This window comes from Anaeromicrobium sp., from assembly GCF_025210435.1.
Lineage (GTDB): Bacteria > Bacillota > Clostridia > Peptostreptococcales > Thermotaleaceae > Anaeromicrobium.
Map to the genome: position 1 here is coordinate 26,668 of NZ_JAOART010000094.1, position 17,035 is coordinate 43,702.

The following is a 17,035-nucleotide window of genomic DNA, read 5'->3' on the forward strand; positions in this document are numbered from 1 at the left end:
TTTATTGAATAATTTCAACCACTATTCTTTTGTTTTCCTTTGTTGCAGCTGCTTTGGCTACAGTTCTAATCGCCTTAGCAATTCTTCCCTGCTTACCAATGATTTTACCCATATCATCAGGTGCAACCCTTAATTCAACAATTAGAGATTGCTTTCCTTCAACTTCGTTGACGAAAACTTCGTCTGGGTTATCTACTAAAGCCTTAGCTATAGTTTTTATTAACTCACCCATTTATTACACCTCCTAAAGTGTAACACTCAATTACTTAGACTGCTCGAACTTTTCCATTACTCCATACTTCTTGAATAAGTCCTTTACAGTATCAGTTGGTTGAGCACCATTGTTTAACCACTTAACAGCCTTTTCATCGTTAATCTTCACCTCAGCTGGCTCAGAAACTGGGTTATAGTAACCTATTTCTTCAATAAATCTACCATCTCTAGGTGAACGAGAATCTGCAACTACTACTCTATAGAAAGGCTTCTTCTTAGCTCCCATTCTTTTTAATCTGATCTTTACTGCCATTATATTCACCTCCTTTTAATGTTTATTTATCTTCCGAAAAATGGAAATTTCATCTTTCCACCTTTCTTCATACTTTTTTCCATATCTGAAAATTGTTTCATCATTTTTTTAGTTTGTGCAAATTGCTTTAACAAACTATTTATTTTTTGAACACTAGTACCACTACCCTTGGCAATTCTCTTTCTCCTACTACCATTTATTATAGAAGGGTTCTTTCTCTCAGCAGGAGTCATAGATTGAATAATTGCCTCAATATGAACTAGTTCCTTCTCATCAATATCTAAATTTTTCAATTGTTTAGAGTTAACTCCTGGAATCATTTCTAATATCTGATTCATAGGTCCCATACTCTTCATCTGCTGCAATTGATCTAAAAAGTCTTCAAATGAAAATTCTTGGCTTTTAATTTTTCTTTCTAGTTCAATAGCTTTCTTTTCATCAAAGTTAGCCTGTGCTTTTTCAATTAAACTCAGAACATCACCCATACCTAAAATTCTAGATGCCATCCTATCTGGGTGGAATGGTTCTAAATCACTTAGTTTTTCTCCCATTCCTGCAAACTTTATAGGCTTTTGAGTAACAGCTCTAACTGATAAGGCTGCTCCACCCCTTGTATCACCGTCTAGCTTAGTTAATATTATACCGTCAACTCCAAGTTTTGAATTAAAGCTTTCTGCCACATTAACTGCATCTTGACCTGTCATAGCATCCACTACTAGGATTATTTCCTGAGGTTTAACATTTTTCTTAATGCCCTCTAACTCATCCATTAAATTTTCATCTATATGAAGTCTTCCTGCTGTATCTAATATTACAATGTCATTACCATGCTTCTTTCCATGTTCTACACCTGCTTTTGCAATATTTACAGGATCTACCTTATCACCCATACTAAACACGGGAATATCCAATTGCTTTCCTACAACTTGTAATTGCTTAATAGCAGCTGGCCTATATACATCCCCTGCCACAAGTAAAGGCTTTTTACCATTTTTCTTTAAGTATCCACCTAGTTTACCTGCTGTAGTAGTTTTACCTACTCCTTGAAGACCTACTAACATATATACTGTAGGAGGATTAGATGAAAAAGTCAATTTACTTTGTGAAGTTCCCATTAATTCAGTCAATTCTTCATTTACTATTTTAATAATTTGTTGACCTGGTGTAAGACTTTCCATTACCTCACTACCAAGGGCTCTTTCCTTAATAGTTTTAACAAAATCTTTAACCACTTTAAAGTTTACATCAGCTTCAAGTAAAGCCAACTTAACTTCTCTCATTACTTCCTTCAAATCTTGTTCTGTAACTTTTCCTTTGCTCTTTAATTTACTAAGAGCATTTTGCAACTTATCTGCTAATCCTTCAAATACCATTGTCTCCACCTCCAGAATTAAACATCTAATACATTTGAGGCTATTTCCTTTATTAAATCTATTTTATCTAAAAGTTCCTTATCTTTATCATCTACCTTTGACTCAACAAATCTTATAGACTCTAAAATACACTCAATATTTCTCTTTGTAAATAGAAATTTCTCCACTAACTTTAATTTTTCTTCATAACCCTTAAGTAACTTTTCAGCTCTTTTTATATTATCATATACCGCCTGTCTACTTACACTTAGTTGTTCAGAAATTTCTCCTAGGGATAAATCATGATAATAATATAGCTGTAACACGTCTTGTTGTTTAGATGTTAGCAATTGACCATAAAAGTCATATAACAAACTCACTTCAAGTATCTTGTCTACCATTTAGAATTATCCTCCCTGCTGTAAAGGTCTTATGCTTTACAGATGTATTGTATCTTAGATTCAAGTATATGTCAACACATTTCTATAATTAAATTATATTTTTATTTTATAACTTTAAATTTCAAGTACTACTCTCCAAATAATGCATTTACAAAATCATTAGGATTAAATATTTGTAAGTCTTCCATACCTTCCCCTACACCTATTAATTTTACAGGAATATTAAGTTCATTAGCTATACTAAGAACAACTCCTCCCTTAGCAGTTCCATCTAATTTTGTAAGAACTACACCATTAATATTAGTCACTTCCTTAAATACCTTTGCCTGTTGGATTGCATTTTGACCCGTTGTAGCATCTAATACGAGTAAGGTCTCTTTATTAGCTTCATTAAATTCTCTTTCTAAGACCTTGCTAACTTTACCCAATTCATTCATTAAGTTCTTTTTGTTGTGTAATCTCCCAGCCGTATCACATATTAGAATATCTGTATTTTTAGACTTTGCAGATTGTATAGCATCAAATATTACAGCAGCTGTATCTGCCCCTTCTTGATGCTTAACAATATCTACCCCTACCCTATTTGACCAAATTTCCAATTGATCTATGGCTGCTGCTCTAAAGGTATCTCCAGCAGCTAATATTACCTTTTTCCCTTGACCTTTCATTCTATGGGCAATTTTTCCTATAGAAGTGGTTTTACCCACACCATTTACTCCTACAACTAATATTACAGATGGTGAGTTAGATACATTTAATTCATTACTTTCTTCTAATGTTAAAATATCTATTAGAATTTCTTTTATCAATTCTCTAAGTTCTGCTGATTCTGTTATTTTTCTTTTTTTAGATTCAGTTCTAAGCCTATCTATTATTTCCATAGTAGTATTAACTCCAGCATCAGAAGTTATTAAAACTTCTTCTAGTTCTTCAAATAACTCCTCATCCACTTTTTTATAAGCTTTAAGTACACTGTCAACCTTATCTACGATTCCGTTTCTAGTCTTAGAAAGACCCATCTTTAATTTTTCAAATAGTCCTAACTTAGATGTTGTAACTTCCTCTTTTGTGTCTGATACCATGTCCACAGCCTCTTGTTCCATATCTATTATTTCTTCTGATTTTTGCTCAACTGATTGTTCCTCTATTTCCTCTGTTTTTTCTTTTATATCCTGAAGTTCTTCAGAATTATTTATTTCTTTTTCTTCTTCATTTCTCTTGAATTTTGAAAAAAGTCCTTTAAGCATTTTCATTCCTCCATACTAGCTAATTTTTTCTTTCATTTCCAGGGAAACTAATTTTGATACACCTTGATCTTCCATGGTAACACCATATAAGGCATCTACAGACTCCATAGTTCCTTTTCTATGGGTAACTACAATAAATTGAGTATCCGTTGAAAACTCCTTTAAAAACTCTGCATATCTATATACATTAGCTTCATCTAATGCAGCCTCTATTTCATCTAGTATACAAAAGGGTGTAGGTTTAACTCTTAATATGGCAAATAACAAGGATATGGCCGTTAAGGCCTTTTCTCCCCCTGATAATAGGGACAAATTCTGTAATTTTTTTCCTGGTGGTTGAGCTATGATTTCTATTTTAGTAGATAATATATCTTCCTTATCTACTAAAATAATCTCTGCCTTTCCACCCCCAAATAAAGCCTTAAATATTTCATCAAAGTTTACTCTTATATCATTGAAAGTTTTAATAAATTGACTTTCCATTGTATTTTCCATATCTTTTATGACCTGCCTTAGAGATTTAATAGAATTAGTTAAATCATCCTTTTGGGTAGTCAAAAATTCATATCTTTCCATAACCCTATCGTATTCACCTATGGAATCCATGTTTATATTTCCTAATCCTTTAATTTTTCTTCTAAGGTTTTTCCCCTCTTTAGATGCCTCTCCCATGTTTATTTTATCGTTCTTATATTTTTTAGCTTCTTCATATTCTAGTTCATAATCTTCTAAAAGTTTATTTAAAATATTCTGTTGTTGAATATCTAGTCTAGCAAGTCTTAATTCTACCTTGTGATTACTATCTTGCAATTCACCTACTACTTGTCCATTTTTATGTAAGTCTTCACTTAATCTATTATATAAACTAGATATATTCTCTTTATTTTCCATTTCTTTCTTCAGATTTATTTCATATTGACTTTTTAATATGGTATTTTCTTTTATATCAGTTTGAATTTCAAGGAGCAACTCTTCTATAGAAACTTTTTCTAATTTCATTTCGTTAATATTTTTATTTTTTATTTCCATGGTATTTTGGGATTTTATTAATTCACCACTTAATTCTTTCCTTGATTTTGTATGATTCTTATCCTTTTCCACAAGGGATGCCATATTTACTTTTAAAGCCGTTATTTCGTAATTTAATTGATCCCTTTGTACTTTTATCTTGTCATGCTCATCTTTATTCTCATTAGCACCCTTATTTATACTTTCCTCTTTAAATTTCAAGCTTTGTATTTCTTCTTCTCTCAATTTTATTTCAATTTCTGTTTCCTTTAAATCCATTTCAATTTGCTTAATTTCATTGTTTACTTTTTCCATTTGAATATTGCTATTCTTAATTTCATACTGATTTTTTTCTATTTTGTTATTTATTTTTATAAGTTCTATCTCTTTTACTTTTATAAAATTTTCATTTGTATCTACCAAAATTTCTAATTCATGTACCTTCTCTTCAATTTCCTTTTTTTCTTTTCTTATTTCTTCTTTTATTTGATTTTCATTATTTAAAGATTCTTCTAGTTCATCTATTTCCCTTTGTCTACTCAAAATATTTAAGGTTTTAGATTTATAGCTCCCCCCTGTAATTGCACCTGTAGTATTAATCACATCCCCTTCTAAGGACACTATTTTGTATTTTTTACTTATTTTCTTTGATAGTTCTATGCCCGTTTCAATAGTATCTACAATAATAGTTCTTCCTAATAAAAATTTCATAACTCCATCGTATTCATGGGAAAAATCTACTAAGTCACTTGCATATCCTAGTATACTTTTAGATATACTTATATTGTCTCTTTTTCTTTCCCTATGAGAAGAAAAATTTTCTATTGGTAAAAAGGTCACTCTTCCAAGCCTATTTTTCTTTAAATAGTCAATTATATCTTTGGCATCTTTAGAAGTATCACATACTATGTTTTGCATGGTAGCCCCTAGTGTAACCTCAACGGCTATCTCTAATCCCTTTGGAACTTTTAACAATTCACCTACCACTCCATGAATATTTTTCCCAAGTGGACTGTTTTTACAGAACTTTAAAGTCTCCTTTACACTCTTACTAAACCCTTCATAGGCCCTTTGCATTTCTACTAGTAATTTCTTTTTAGTCTCATAATCCCTAATATTTTGAATAGATTTATTCTCTTTTATTACAGAAGCCGCATGGGATTTTTTAGTAATTACTAATTCATTACTAAAATTATTATAATCCTTTTTTAAATCACTAAGGTCCCTTTTAATTGTATTTCCTTCTTCTAGTATAATATTTCCCTCTTTTTTTAATTCCAACTGAATTTTATTTAGTTCTTTCTTTTCTCCATCTATGGTAATATTTCTTTTTTCCAGATTTCTTTTTAATGTATCTAAACTACTTATTTCACTTTTTTTACTAGCTATTAGATTTAATATTTCAATTAAATCATCCTTATAGGTTTCCATACTCTCCTCATAGGAAGTTATAGTATCTATAAGTTCCTTTAAAGATTTTTCTTTATTTGAAATTTTAGAACCTTCTTTTTCTAAAATTTGTCTATTATTTTTCTCTTCAATTTCTATTCTCTTTATTTCTTCTTCAATATTCCTTCTATTATTTTTAATATGTTGAATTTCTTCATGGATTCTTTCTAAATTATGAATTATATTTATTTTCTTTTCATTGTTAAGTTTTGTTTCCCCTTCTCTTTTTTCTATTAAGTTACTTATGTTGAATATATTGTTTTTCAAGTTGTTAATTGTATTTTCAGCAGTTTCCATTCCGCCTTTTAGTTTTTCAAATTCCGTATTTACTTCTCTTTTTTTGTCTAAGTAAAATTCCAATTGTTCTAAAACAATCCTTTGTTGTTCCTTTAAGGAATCTAAATCCCCCTTAACACTTTCAAACTCATTTAAGTATAAGTTAATTTCAATATTCCTTAATTGTTCCTTGTATTTCATATACTCTTTAGCCTTTTTAGATTGTCTTTCTAAGGATGGAATTCTATTTTCAAGTTCACTTACTATATCATCTACCCTGGTTAAGTTCTGCTCTGTATTTTCCAATTTTTTTTCTGATTCTTGCTTTCTTGTCCTATACTTAACAATTCCTGCTGCCTCTTCAAACAAAAGCCTTCTATCTCCTGTTTTGTTACTTAATATTTCATCTATTTTTCCTTGGCCAATAATGGAATATCCATCAATTCCAACACCTGTATCCATAAAAATTTCTTTAATATCCTTTAGTCTGCATAGAGACTTATTTATATAATACTCGCTATCTCCTGATCTATAGACTCTCCTAGTTATTGTAACCTCTGAATAATCCACATCTAGCTTATTACTCTCATTATCTAATGTTAATGAAACCTCTGCCATGCCAAGAGGTTTTCTTTCAGTGGTTCCTGCAAAAATAATATCTTCCATTTTACTTCCCCTAAGGGTTTTGGCACTTTGTTCTCCTAATACCCATCTAACTGCATCAGAAATATTACTTTTGCCACTTCCATTAGGTCCTACTATAGCTGTTATTCCATCTTTAAATTCTATATTTGTCTTATCTGCAAAGGATTTAAATCCTCTTAATTCTATTTTCCTTAGATGCAATTTCAAAACACCTCTTTAATATGCAAAAGTTACAAATTATAATGCAATTTAAAATTTATCTTTAAATAATTTAGATAGATTTTAAATTGCATCATTTATGTACTGTGTTATATTATAAACTATCCTACTTCTATTCGTAAATAATTTCACATTCCTATCTGTAAGTGAATTATTTCTCATTATCTTTATTTTTCCAATATTATATTTTTCTTTCAAAAACTTAATGTTAGATTTGTTGTGACCTGCCACGCTAGATATATTTTTATCATTTGTCTCTATGATTACTTCCTTTTCATTTTCTAATTTGGAATTATAAAATATATAATTTAAAAAGTCATTAAATAGCTTATCTTCCACTAGCTGCCTAATAGATGGGTGAAAAGGTCCTGCAATTATATCTTTTCCCTTAGCTATATTTTCTGTAGGCTGTAATCCTATTCGAATTACTTCTATATGGTTTTTTATAAACTTAATTAATAAATCTTTGCAAATATCTATGGTATTCTCTAAAGAAAAGGGAATATATTTAGAGTTAATATACATTTGTTCTAGTTCAGTATCCTTTACAACTAGAGTTGGATATATCCTAACAAAATCAGGTTTCAACTTTATTATTTCATCAGCAGTATAATTAACCGAATCTTCCCTGTCTCCAGGAAGGCCTACCATCATCTGTAGTCCCACTTTAACAGGATACTTTTTCATAATATTAACTGCTTTCTTCACATGTTCTGGTGTATGGCCCCTTCCACTCATATTAAGGATTCTTTCATCCATAGATTGAACCCCTAACTCAATTATTGAAACACCATATTTCACTAAAAAATCCATTATTTCCTCATTAATATAGTCAGGACGTGTGGATAACCTAATATGGTTGACTATTCCCTTAGATTTCCACTCATACGCTACTTTAAGTAAATTCTCTTGTAACTCCCTTTCTATGCCTGTGAAACTTCCTCCAAAGAAGGCTATTTCAATATTTTTATTCTCATAATCTTTAATAGTACTTATATAATCCCCTATTTGATTTCTTACTTTGTCTATTGATATATCTTCAAGATTTCCAGTAATTCTTTTTTGATTACAAAAAACACAATCAAAGGGACAGCCCTTATGTGGAACAAATACGGGAATTATGTAATTAGTCTTTGCCATACTATACCACCTTCTTGAGTGCCTCTTTTGCAGCCTTTTGTTCTGCTTCCTTTTTACTCTTTCCTAATCCTTTCCCTATTACTTGTCCAGCAATTTTAACTTGTACATAAAAGATTTTATTATGGTCTGGACCCTTTTCATCTATTACTTCATATTCAATTTTGTCATTTCCCTTACCTTGAATAATTTCTTGTAAATGGGTTTTATAATCTTGGAATATTCTTCCTTCTATCGCGTCCTTAATAGTATTCTTTAAGTTATACAGTATAAACTTCTTAGCATTTTCCAATCCACCATCTAAATATATGGCTCCTATAACAGCTTCAAAGGTATCTGCCAAAATTGATATCCTTTCTCTTCCACCGGTTACCTCTTCACCCTTTCCCAGCATTAAATATTTACCCATACTAAGTTCCATGGATGAATTAGCTAAAGAAGGTTCACATACAATGCTTGCCCTAATTTTAGTCAATTCCCCCTCTTGAGAAGTAGACAAATTTTTGTATAAATAATCACTTATAACAATTCCCAATACAGAATCTCCTAAAAACTCTAATCTTTCATTGTACTGTATATTTCTTTTTTTATTCTCATTAGCATATGAACTATGAGTTAAAGCTTCATTTAATAGACTTATATTATTGAATTCATAAGATATTTTTTTAGATATTTCATCCAATAAATCATGTCTATTAGGATCAATATTACTCATTAATGTCCTCCTTATATTCTTTTTTCTCTAATATATTTTACACTTTTTTCACATAATTTAAAAGTTATTATATTAAAATCCCTCTTAAATTTTAATCGGGAGTTTAGGCATATGCCTTAGTCACTCCCGATTATTTTATTAAAATAATTGATTATTTATATTTTTTTAATAATATGGTTGCATTATGTCCACCAAAACCTAGAGAATTAGATAATGCATAACTTACTTCCATCTCTCTTCCCACATTTGGAACGTAATCTAAATCACATTCTTCATCAGGAGTTGTATAGTTAATAGTTGGTGGTACAAAATTTTCATCAATGGCAAGGGCACATACAATGGCTTCTACTCCACCAGCTGCTCCTAATAAATGACCTGTCATAGATTTTGAAGAACTAATGGCTATATCTTTAGCATGATCTTTAAATACAGTCTTTATAGCTGCTGTCTCATTTTTGTCATTCATTGGGGTTGAAGTTCCATGGGCATTTATATAATTTAATTCATTAGGATCCACATTTCCATCCTTTAATGCATTCATCATTGATCTTGCAGCACCTTCTCCTCCTGGAGCTGGAGCTGTAATATGATATGCATCTGCACTCATTCCATATCCTACTATCTCTGCATATATATGGGCACCTCTTTTAATAGCATGTTCTAATTCTTCTATTACAAGCATTCCAGCCCCTTCACCCATTATAAATCCATTTCTATCTTTATCAAATGGTCTGCTAGCCTTTTGTGGTTCATCATTTCTAGTAGATAAAGCTTTCATATTAGTAAATCCTGCTATACTAAGGGGAGTTATTGAAGCCTCTGTTCCCCCTGTGATCATAATGTCTGCATCATTTCTTTGGATTGCTTTAAAGGCATCTCCAACGGCATTTGTAGATGATGCACACGCCGTTACAACTGTTGTATTTGGTCCCTTTGCCCCTAAGGCCATAGATATATGTCCAGAAGCAATATTAGTTATCATCATAGGTATGAAAAATGGACTTACCCTTGAAGGACCCTTCTTAGACATTTTTTCAAATTCTCTTTCGAAAGTTTGAATTCCACCTATACCTGATCCTATTATCACTCCAAATTTTTCCTTTTCCACTTTATCTAAATCTAATTTAGCATCTTTAACTGCAAGCTTTGAAGCAGCAATCCCAAATTGAGTAAATTTATCCATTCTCTTTGCTTCTTTTTTATCAATAAATTGTAGGGGATCAAAATCTTTAACTTCTCCAGCAATTTTTACTGAATGGTTTTCCGTATCAAAATTAGTAATTAGTCCAATTCCACTTTTACCTTCTTTAATATTTTTCCAGAATTCTTCTTTCCCAATTCCTACAGGTGTAACCGCACCTATTCCAGTAATTACAACTCTACGCATAAAAAATAACCTCCCATATGTCTTTTCATTACATTACCATTCCACCATCTACATTGATTACTTGACCTGTAATATAGTTAGCTCTTTCTGAAGCCAAGAAAGCTACTGTATCTGCCACTTCTTCTGGCATACCTGCTCTACCAACTGGAATTTTAGCTAACATTTGTTCCTTTATAGTATCACTTAGGCCGTCAGTCATGTCTGATTTTATAAGGCCTGGTGCCACTGCATTGACAGTTATCCCTCTAGTGGCTAATTCCTTTGCTATAGACTTGGTAAATCCAATTAATCCAGCCTTTGAAGCAGCATAATTTGCTTGACCAATATTTCCTGTAATACCTACTACTGATGCTATATTTATTATTTTTCCACTTCTTTTTCTCATCATTTTTCTACCAATTATTTTAGTACAATTAAAAGCTCCCTTTAAGTTTACTTCCATTACTTTATCCCAATCTTCTTCAGACATTTTAATTAGAAGTTTATCCTTTTCAATTCCGGCATTATTTACTAATATATCTATATTGCCAAACTCTTCCTCTGCCTTTTTAACAAGTTCTTCTATTTGACCAAGCTCTGCCACATTGGCTTGTAGGGCGATGGCATCTTTTCCCATTTCCTTTATTTCATTTACTGTTTCTTCTGCCTTTTGAGAATTACTTGTATAATTAACCACTATATTGGCCCCAAATTGGGCTAACTTTAAGGCAATAGCCTTTCCAATTCCCCTAGAACCGCCTGTGACCAAAGCCGTCTTTCCATTTAAATTCATAAACTTACCTCCTACCCTTTTAACACATGAATTGTATCATTTAATGTTTTCATGTCAGAAATATTGTATGTATTTACTTTTTTCCCAAGCTTCTTAGCTATTTTCTTTATAAATCCACTTAAAGATTTCCCTGGACCTATCTCTACAAAAGTATCTACTCCATCATTGATCATCTTTTCCACATTGTCAACCCATAAAACAGACTTGCTTACCTGCTGCACTAGGAAATCTCTAGTAGCATCTAATGTGTAATATTTGTTCTGTGCATTACTAAGAACTGGTATATTCCCTTCTCTTAATTGTACATTTTCTAATTCACCACTTAACTTTTCTCCTGCAGGAATTAACATAGAACAGTGAAAAGGTGCACTTACTGGTAATATAACTGCCTTCTTTGCTCCCTTTTCCTTGGCGATTTCACAAGCTTTTTCCACAGCTTTTACTTCACCTGATATTACAATTTGACCTGGTGAGTTAAAGTTTGCTGCTTCTACCACACCAAATTCTTTAGATAACTCTAGGACTTCTTCTAGTATGTCCTTATCCATACCTAATATAGCTGCCATAGTTCCTACTCCAAGGGCAACGGCCTCTTGCATATATTTACCTCTCTTTTTAACTAAAGCCACTGAATCTTTAAAATCCATCATATTAGCTATAACCAAAGATGCATATTCTCCTAAACTAAGACCTGCACTTACATGAGGTTTAATTCCTTCCTTCTCTAAAATCTTACTTATAGCAATACAAGTAGTTAATATTGCCGGTTGAGTATTTTCTGTCTTTCTTAACTCTTCCTCTGGTCCTTCAAAACAAAGCTTCTTCATATCATATCCAACAGCTTCACTAGCTTGTTCAAAAATTTCACTTGCCATTTCATAGTTTTCACATATTTCTTTTCCCATTCCCACGTATTGTGCTCCTTGTCCTGGGAATACAAATGCCATTTTACCCATATTTAAGTCCCCCTTACTTATTCCACTTAATTAAGCATGAACCCCACGTTAGGCCTGCTCCAAATCCTACAAGTACTACTAAATCATCTTTCTTTATCTTTCCAAGTTTAACAGCTTCATCTAGTGCCACAGGTACAGATGCAGCTGACATATTTCCATATTTATTTAAATTAACATAAACTTTATCATCACTTAATTTTAATTTCTTAGCAGCAGAATTAATAATTCTAGTATTAGCTTGATGTGGAACTAAGAAATCTATATCTTCCACTTTGTATCCAGCCTTTTCTATAACTTCAATAGAAGCCCTCCCCATAGTTCTAACGGCAAATTTAAACACTTCACTTCCATCCATTCGAATATAATGAAGTCTATCTGCAATTGTTTGTTCGCTAGCAGGCTGAGTCGCACCTCCAGCTGGAATTAATAGAAATTTACCACCATCTCCATTAGCTCCCATAGTCATAGAAAGAATTCCCTTTCCATCTTCCACAGGACCTACTACAGCAGCTCCAGCTCCATCACCAAATAGTATACAAGTATTTCTATCTTCCCAATCTACCATTCTTGATAAAATTTCAGCTCCAATTACTAATACTTTCTTATACATGCCAGTAGCTATAAACTGTCTAGCTACCGTAAGCCCATACACAAATCCTGAACAACCTGCTTCTAAGTCAAAGGCAGCAGCATTTTTTGCTCCTATTTTACTTTGAACTAAACACGCTGTAGATGGTATTAACATATCTGGTGTTAATGTGGCTAATATTATCAAATCTATATCCTCTGGATTTAAATTTGCATCCTCTAAAGCCCTTTTAGCTGCTATAGCCGATATATCCGATGTACTTTGATCCTCACTTGCCACTCTACGTTCTTCTATCCCTGTTCTTGAAACTATCCAATCATGGGAAGTATCTACCATCTTTGCTATGTGATCATTAGTAACTATCTTTTCTGGAACATAACTTCCTAATCCTAATATACCTGCTGATATTAATTTATTTTCCATCTCGTTCAACTCCTATTCTTTTGATTTCCTTTCCTATTGTATCTATTACACCACTTTGGGCAAAGACTTTAGCCTTTTTAACGGCATTCTTTATAGCCTTTGCATTAGAACTTCCATGTGCTTTGATAACAGGTTTTTTCACACCTAAAAATGGAGCCCCACCATATTCTGTATAATCTAATCTCTTTTTAAATGATTTTAATGCAGGTAGTAAAAATAGTGATCCTACTTTAGAAAATATACTACTACTAAGTTCATTTTTTAGAGTATCGGTTATGGTTTTAGCAACACCTTCTGTTAATTTTAATATGACATTGCCAACAAAACCATCACATACTATTATATCTACTACTCCTTCTGGCAATTCTCGTCCTTCCACGTTACCATAAAAATTTATATGACTATCTTTAAGGACTTCATAGGTTTCCTTAATCATACTAGTTCCTTTAGATGATTCTTCACCAATATTTACTAGCCCCACAGATGGATTATCATTACCTAATACGTACTTAGAATAAGCAGATGCCATAATACTAAATTCTAATAAATTTCTAGGCTTACATTCTGAATTAGCTCCTGCATCTACTAATAATGACACACCCTTTTTCGTGGGATATACAGTAGTAATAGCAGGCCTGTCTACACCTTCTATTCTGCCCACTTTCAATAAACTTCCTGCCAATATGGCACCTGTATTCCCTGCTGAAATGAAGGCGTCTACCTTATTATCATTTAGCATGTCAAACCCTACAACCATAGAAGCATTTTTTTTCCTCTTAATGGCCCTAACGGGTTTATCTGTATTTTCTATAACTTCATCTGCATTTATTACATTTATTCTATTTTCATCGAAAGTATATTTTTCTAATTCCTTTTTCAATATTTCTGATTTACCAATTAAATCTATTTTAAATCCACTGTCCTCTAAAGCTTCCACACAACCCTTTACAATTTCATGGGGTGCATTATCGCCGCCCATTGCGTCTATAGCTATACGCATATTTTCACCTCTTTTACTCTTCTATAGAAACTAATATAAACTTTCCCCTAAAGACTTGATTGTCTTTTACATTTATCTTTACATGGACAAAATATTTATTTCCTCTTACTTTTACTACTTCCCCTCTTGCTATTAACTTTTGTCCTGCTATGACGGGAACTATGTACTTCATATTAGCCACTCCAGTAAGAGCTACCTTTGCATCTATTATGGCCATAGCTAAAGACTCTGCCATGGAAAAAATATGATGACCTCTCACTACCTTGGTTTTTTCAAATCCTAATTCTTTATTTGTTTCTAATAGGGATATACCTCTTTCATTTGGTTTTATTTCTATTAGCTCTCCAATTATTTCTTTTTCTCCTAAACTTTTAACTTTAGAATGATTCTTCTGTGCCACATTCTTTATTCGTTCTCTAAGTTCTGGTATTCTCAATTCTAGTCTATCTAAACGTATAGTTTGTATGCTAACTCCAAAATATTCACTTAATTCTTCATCCGTAACAAAGGGTTGTTTTTTTATCATCTCTATTAATTCCTTTTGTCTTAGGGATTTTGGCTTTCTCCCTGCCATTTTCATTTCACCTCTTTAGTACCTCGAATTAGTACCTGCTACTAATATTTACTATACAATATTTTTATTCAGAAATCAACTTCTATTATTATGCCTTTTAAAAAAAATTAAAATCCATTATTAATATAACCATATATAAATAAATTGTAGCCTATTTTTTAATTTCATATAAAAAATAGGCTACAATTTATTTTTTGAATATGCCTTAATCTATATAACGAAAAAAGTAGTAATGATAAAATCATTACTACTTTAATTACTATTGTACTGCAACAACCTCTTTATTCTTGTAGTGTCCACACTTTTTGCATACTCTGTGTTGTAGCTTTGGCTCATGACATTGTGGACATTCAACAACATTTGTTGCTGTCATTTTTATGTTAGATGCTCTTCTTTTATCTCTTCTTGCTTTAGAAGTTTTACGCTTAGGTACTGCCATTATTTCCACCTCCTTAATCATTAAGTAACAAATCTTTTAATTTAGCTAATCTGGGGTCAATTTGATCTTCTTCACAATCACATTGTTCTTCGTTCAAATTCACACCACATGCTAAACATAATCCTTGACAATTTTCGTCACAAACAAGTTTCATAGGCATATTTAAAACCAATGCATTATCAACGATTTCAGCTATATCAAGACTATTTTTATCAATGTAATAGTAGTCTTGCATCTCTTCTTCATTGATAGTTAATTTTTCATGAATAGAATTTTCAATATCCACTTGAAACTTTTGTAGACATCTGTGGCAAATACATTCTGCCTTAGTTTTTATATGTGCCTCTAAGTATATAGAGTCATCTTCATAGAATATTTTTCCCTTTAAAGAAACAGGACTTAGAATCTCTATTTCCTTATTAATCATTCCTATATGGCTCATAGGAATAATTATATCCAAATCTACAGACTCTTTTCTTTTTTCTATCAACTCATTTAAGGTAATTTTCATATAATCTCACCTCGTCACATTAACAGATTTAATTATACAAACGTAGAAAAGATTTGTCAAGTAAAAATACTTGATAGTTCATAATACTTTTCTGTTACAAAAAGGTGGGCTATACCCACCTTTTAAATTATTTTAATGAACTAATGTTAGTATAATCCTAGTCACCTTATAAAAATCAAATTTTTAGTTGATTTTTATTTCAATAGTTCTTGAGTATCTTTAGCTATCATAAGTTCTTCATTAGTAGGTATAACTAATACTTTAACCTTTGACTCATCTGTACTTACTACAGCTTCTTTACCTCTCATATTGTTCTTATCAGAATCAACTTTGATTCCCATGAATTCTAATCCTTGGCAGATTTCTTCTCTGTTTGAAGCTGAATTTTCACCAAGACCTGCTGTAAATACGATAGCATCTACTCCACCCATTATAGCAGCATATGATGCTATATATTTCTTAACTCTTCTGTTGAAAATCTTAAGGGCAAGATCCGCTCTTTCATTTCCATCAGCAGCAGCTCCTTCTATATCTCTAAAGTCACTACTTACTCCAGATATACCAAGTACTCCAGACTTTTTGTTTAACACATTGTTTATTCCTTTAGTATCTAATCCTTCTTTATCCATTACAAAAGGTATTATAGCAGGATCTATATCTCCACAACGAGTTCCCATTACTAACCCTTCAAGTGGAGTTAATCCCATACTAGTATCTACACACTTACCTCCATCTATAGCAGCTAAACTAGCTCCATTTCCTAAGTGGCAAGTAATTACCTTTAATTCTTTTAAGTCTTTTTCTAACATGGCACTTACTCTCTCAGATACGTATCTATGACTAGTTCCATGGAATCCATATCTTCTTACTCCATATTTTTCATATAATTCATAAGGTAGTGCATATAAGTATGCATCCTTTGGCATTGTTTGATGGAATGCAGTATCAAATACACCCACATTAGGTACCTGTGGCATTAACTCTTTAATAGCGTTAATTCCCATTATATTGGCAGGGTTATGTAGTGGCGCTAATTCAACACATTCTTCCATAGCATCCATTACTTCATCAGTAATAACTACAGAACCATTGAATTTTTCTCCTCCATGAACTACTCTATGTCCTACAGCAGAGATCTCACTTAATTCTTTAACAGCTCCATGCTTTTCGTCTACTAAAGCATCTAATACTAATCCTAGAGCTACTTTGTGATCTTTCATTTCTTGCTCTATTACAACTTTTCCTTCAACACCTTTAGCTTCGTGCTTTAATACGGAACCTTCGATTCCAATTCTTTCCACCAAACCTTTTCCTAATACTTCTTCATTTTCCATGTTTATTAATTGATACTTTAAAGATGAACTTCCACAGTTAATAACTAATACTTTCATTGTTTCCTTCCTCCTCCT

General features: G+C 32.0%; 17 protein-coding genes. All 17 read right to left on the reverse strand.

All coding sequences use genetic code 11. The annotated features are described in order from the left end of the window. Position 1: 1 nt before the first annotated feature. Positions 2-232 carry a KH domain-containing protein gene (locus N4A57_RS11430; protein WP_293658126.1) on the reverse strand — a complete coding sequence of 77 codons (231 nt, stop codon included), beginning with the start codon at positions 230-232 and terminating at the stop codon, positions 2-4. Positions 233-262: 30 nt separating this feature from the next. After that, positions 263-526: a 30S ribosomal protein S16 gene (gene rpsP, locus N4A57_RS11435; RefSeq protein ID WP_293658127.1), complete on the reverse strand. Its 264-nt coding sequence runs from the start codon at positions 524-526 to the stop codon at positions 263-265. Between the two features lie 26 nt (positions 527-552). Then, a complete protein-coding gene (gene ffh / locus N4A57_RS11440; RefSeq protein WP_293658128.1) occupies positions 553-1,899 on the reverse strand; it encodes a signal recognition particle protein in 1,347 nt (448 codons plus the stop codon). A 17-nt stretch (positions 1,900-1,916) separates the two neighbouring features. Then, positions 1,917-2,279: a YlxM family DNA-binding protein gene (ylxM, locus tag N4A57_RS11445; protein WP_293658129.1), complete on the reverse strand. Its 363-nt coding sequence runs from the start codon at positions 2,277-2,279 to the stop codon at positions 1,917-1,919. A 128-nt stretch (positions 2,280-2,407) separates the two neighbouring features. Next, a complete protein-coding gene (ftsY, locus tag N4A57_RS11450; RefSeq protein WP_293658130.1) occupies positions 2,408-3,526 on the reverse strand; it encodes a signal recognition particle-docking protein FtsY in 1,119 nt (372 codons plus the stop codon). 15 nt (positions 3,527-3,541) lie between these two features. Then, positions 3,542-7,105, reverse strand: a complete 3,564-nt coding sequence (gene smc, locus N4A57_RS11455; protein ID WP_293658131.1) for a chromosome segregation protein SMC — start codon at positions 7,103-7,105, stop codon at positions 3,542-3,544. Between the two features lie 81 nt (positions 7,106-7,186). Beyond that, the gene (locus N4A57_RS11460; protein WP_293658132.1) at positions 7,187-8,263 is read right to left on the reverse strand and encodes an elongator complex protein 3; all 1,077 of its coding nucleotides are present in this window, start codon (positions 8,261-8,263) and stop codon (positions 7,187-7,189) included. A gap of 1 nt (position 8,264) precedes the next feature. Then, positions 8,265-8,975 (reverse strand): ribonuclease III, encoded by a 711-nt coding sequence (rnc, locus tag N4A57_RS11465; RefSeq protein WP_293658133.1) that lies wholly within the window; start codon positions 8,973-8,975, stop codon positions 8,265-8,267. Positions 8,976-9,126: 151 nt separating this feature from the next. Further along, on the reverse strand, positions 9,127-10,362 hold the full coding sequence (gene fabF, locus N4A57_RS11470) for a beta-ketoacyl-ACP synthase II (RefSeq protein ID WP_293658134.1): 1,236 nt from the start codon (positions 10,360-10,362) through the stop codon (positions 9,127-9,129). Positions 10,363-10,390: 28 nt separating this feature from the next. Beyond that, on the reverse strand, positions 10,391-11,134 hold the full coding sequence (gene fabG, locus N4A57_RS11475; RefSeq protein WP_293658135.1) for a 3-oxoacyl-[acyl-carrier-protein] reductase: 744 nt from the start codon (positions 11,132-11,134) through the stop codon (positions 10,391-10,393). An 11-nt stretch (positions 11,135-11,145) separates the two neighbouring features. After that, positions 11,146-12,090: an ACP S-malonyltransferase gene (fabD, locus tag N4A57_RS11480; protein ID WP_293658136.1), complete on the reverse strand. Its 945-nt coding sequence runs from the start codon at positions 12,088-12,090 to the stop codon at positions 11,146-11,148. A gap of 13 nt (positions 12,091-12,103) precedes the next feature. After that, the gene (locus N4A57_RS11485) at positions 12,104-13,102 is read right to left on the reverse strand and encodes a beta-ketoacyl-ACP synthase III (RefSeq protein WP_293658137.1); all 999 of its coding nucleotides are present in this window, start codon (positions 13,100-13,102) and stop codon (positions 12,104-12,106) included. Continuing rightward, a complete protein-coding gene (gene plsX, locus N4A57_RS11490; protein WP_293658138.1) occupies positions 13,092-14,102 on the reverse strand; it encodes a phosphate acyltransferase PlsX in 1,011 nt (336 codons plus the stop codon). The genes N4A57_RS11485 and plsX overlap by 11 nt, the downstream gene beginning before the upstream one ends. 13 nt (positions 14,103-14,115) lie before the next feature. Next, a complete protein-coding gene (fapR, locus tag N4A57_RS11495; protein ID WP_293658139.1) occupies positions 14,116-14,676 on the reverse strand; it encodes a transcription factor FapR in 561 nt (186 codons plus the stop codon). Between the two features lie 259 nt (positions 14,677-14,935). Beyond that, complete coding sequence (gene rpmF, locus N4A57_RS11500) at positions 14,936-15,115, reverse strand: 50S ribosomal protein L32 (RefSeq protein WP_095134241.1); 180 nt, start codon at positions 15,113-15,115, stop codon at positions 14,936-14,938. Positions 15,116-15,128: 13 nt separating this feature from the next. Next, on the reverse strand, positions 15,129-15,626 hold the full coding sequence (locus tag N4A57_RS11505) for a YceD family protein (RefSeq protein ID WP_293658140.1): 498 nt from the start codon (positions 15,624-15,626) through the stop codon (positions 15,129-15,131). Between the two features lie 194 nt (positions 15,627-15,820). After that, on the reverse strand, positions 15,821-17,017 hold the full coding sequence (locus N4A57_RS11510) for an acetate/propionate family kinase (protein ID WP_293658141.1): 1,197 nt from the start codon (positions 17,015-17,017) through the stop codon (positions 15,821-15,823). Positions 17,018-17,035 lie beyond the last annotated feature (18 nt).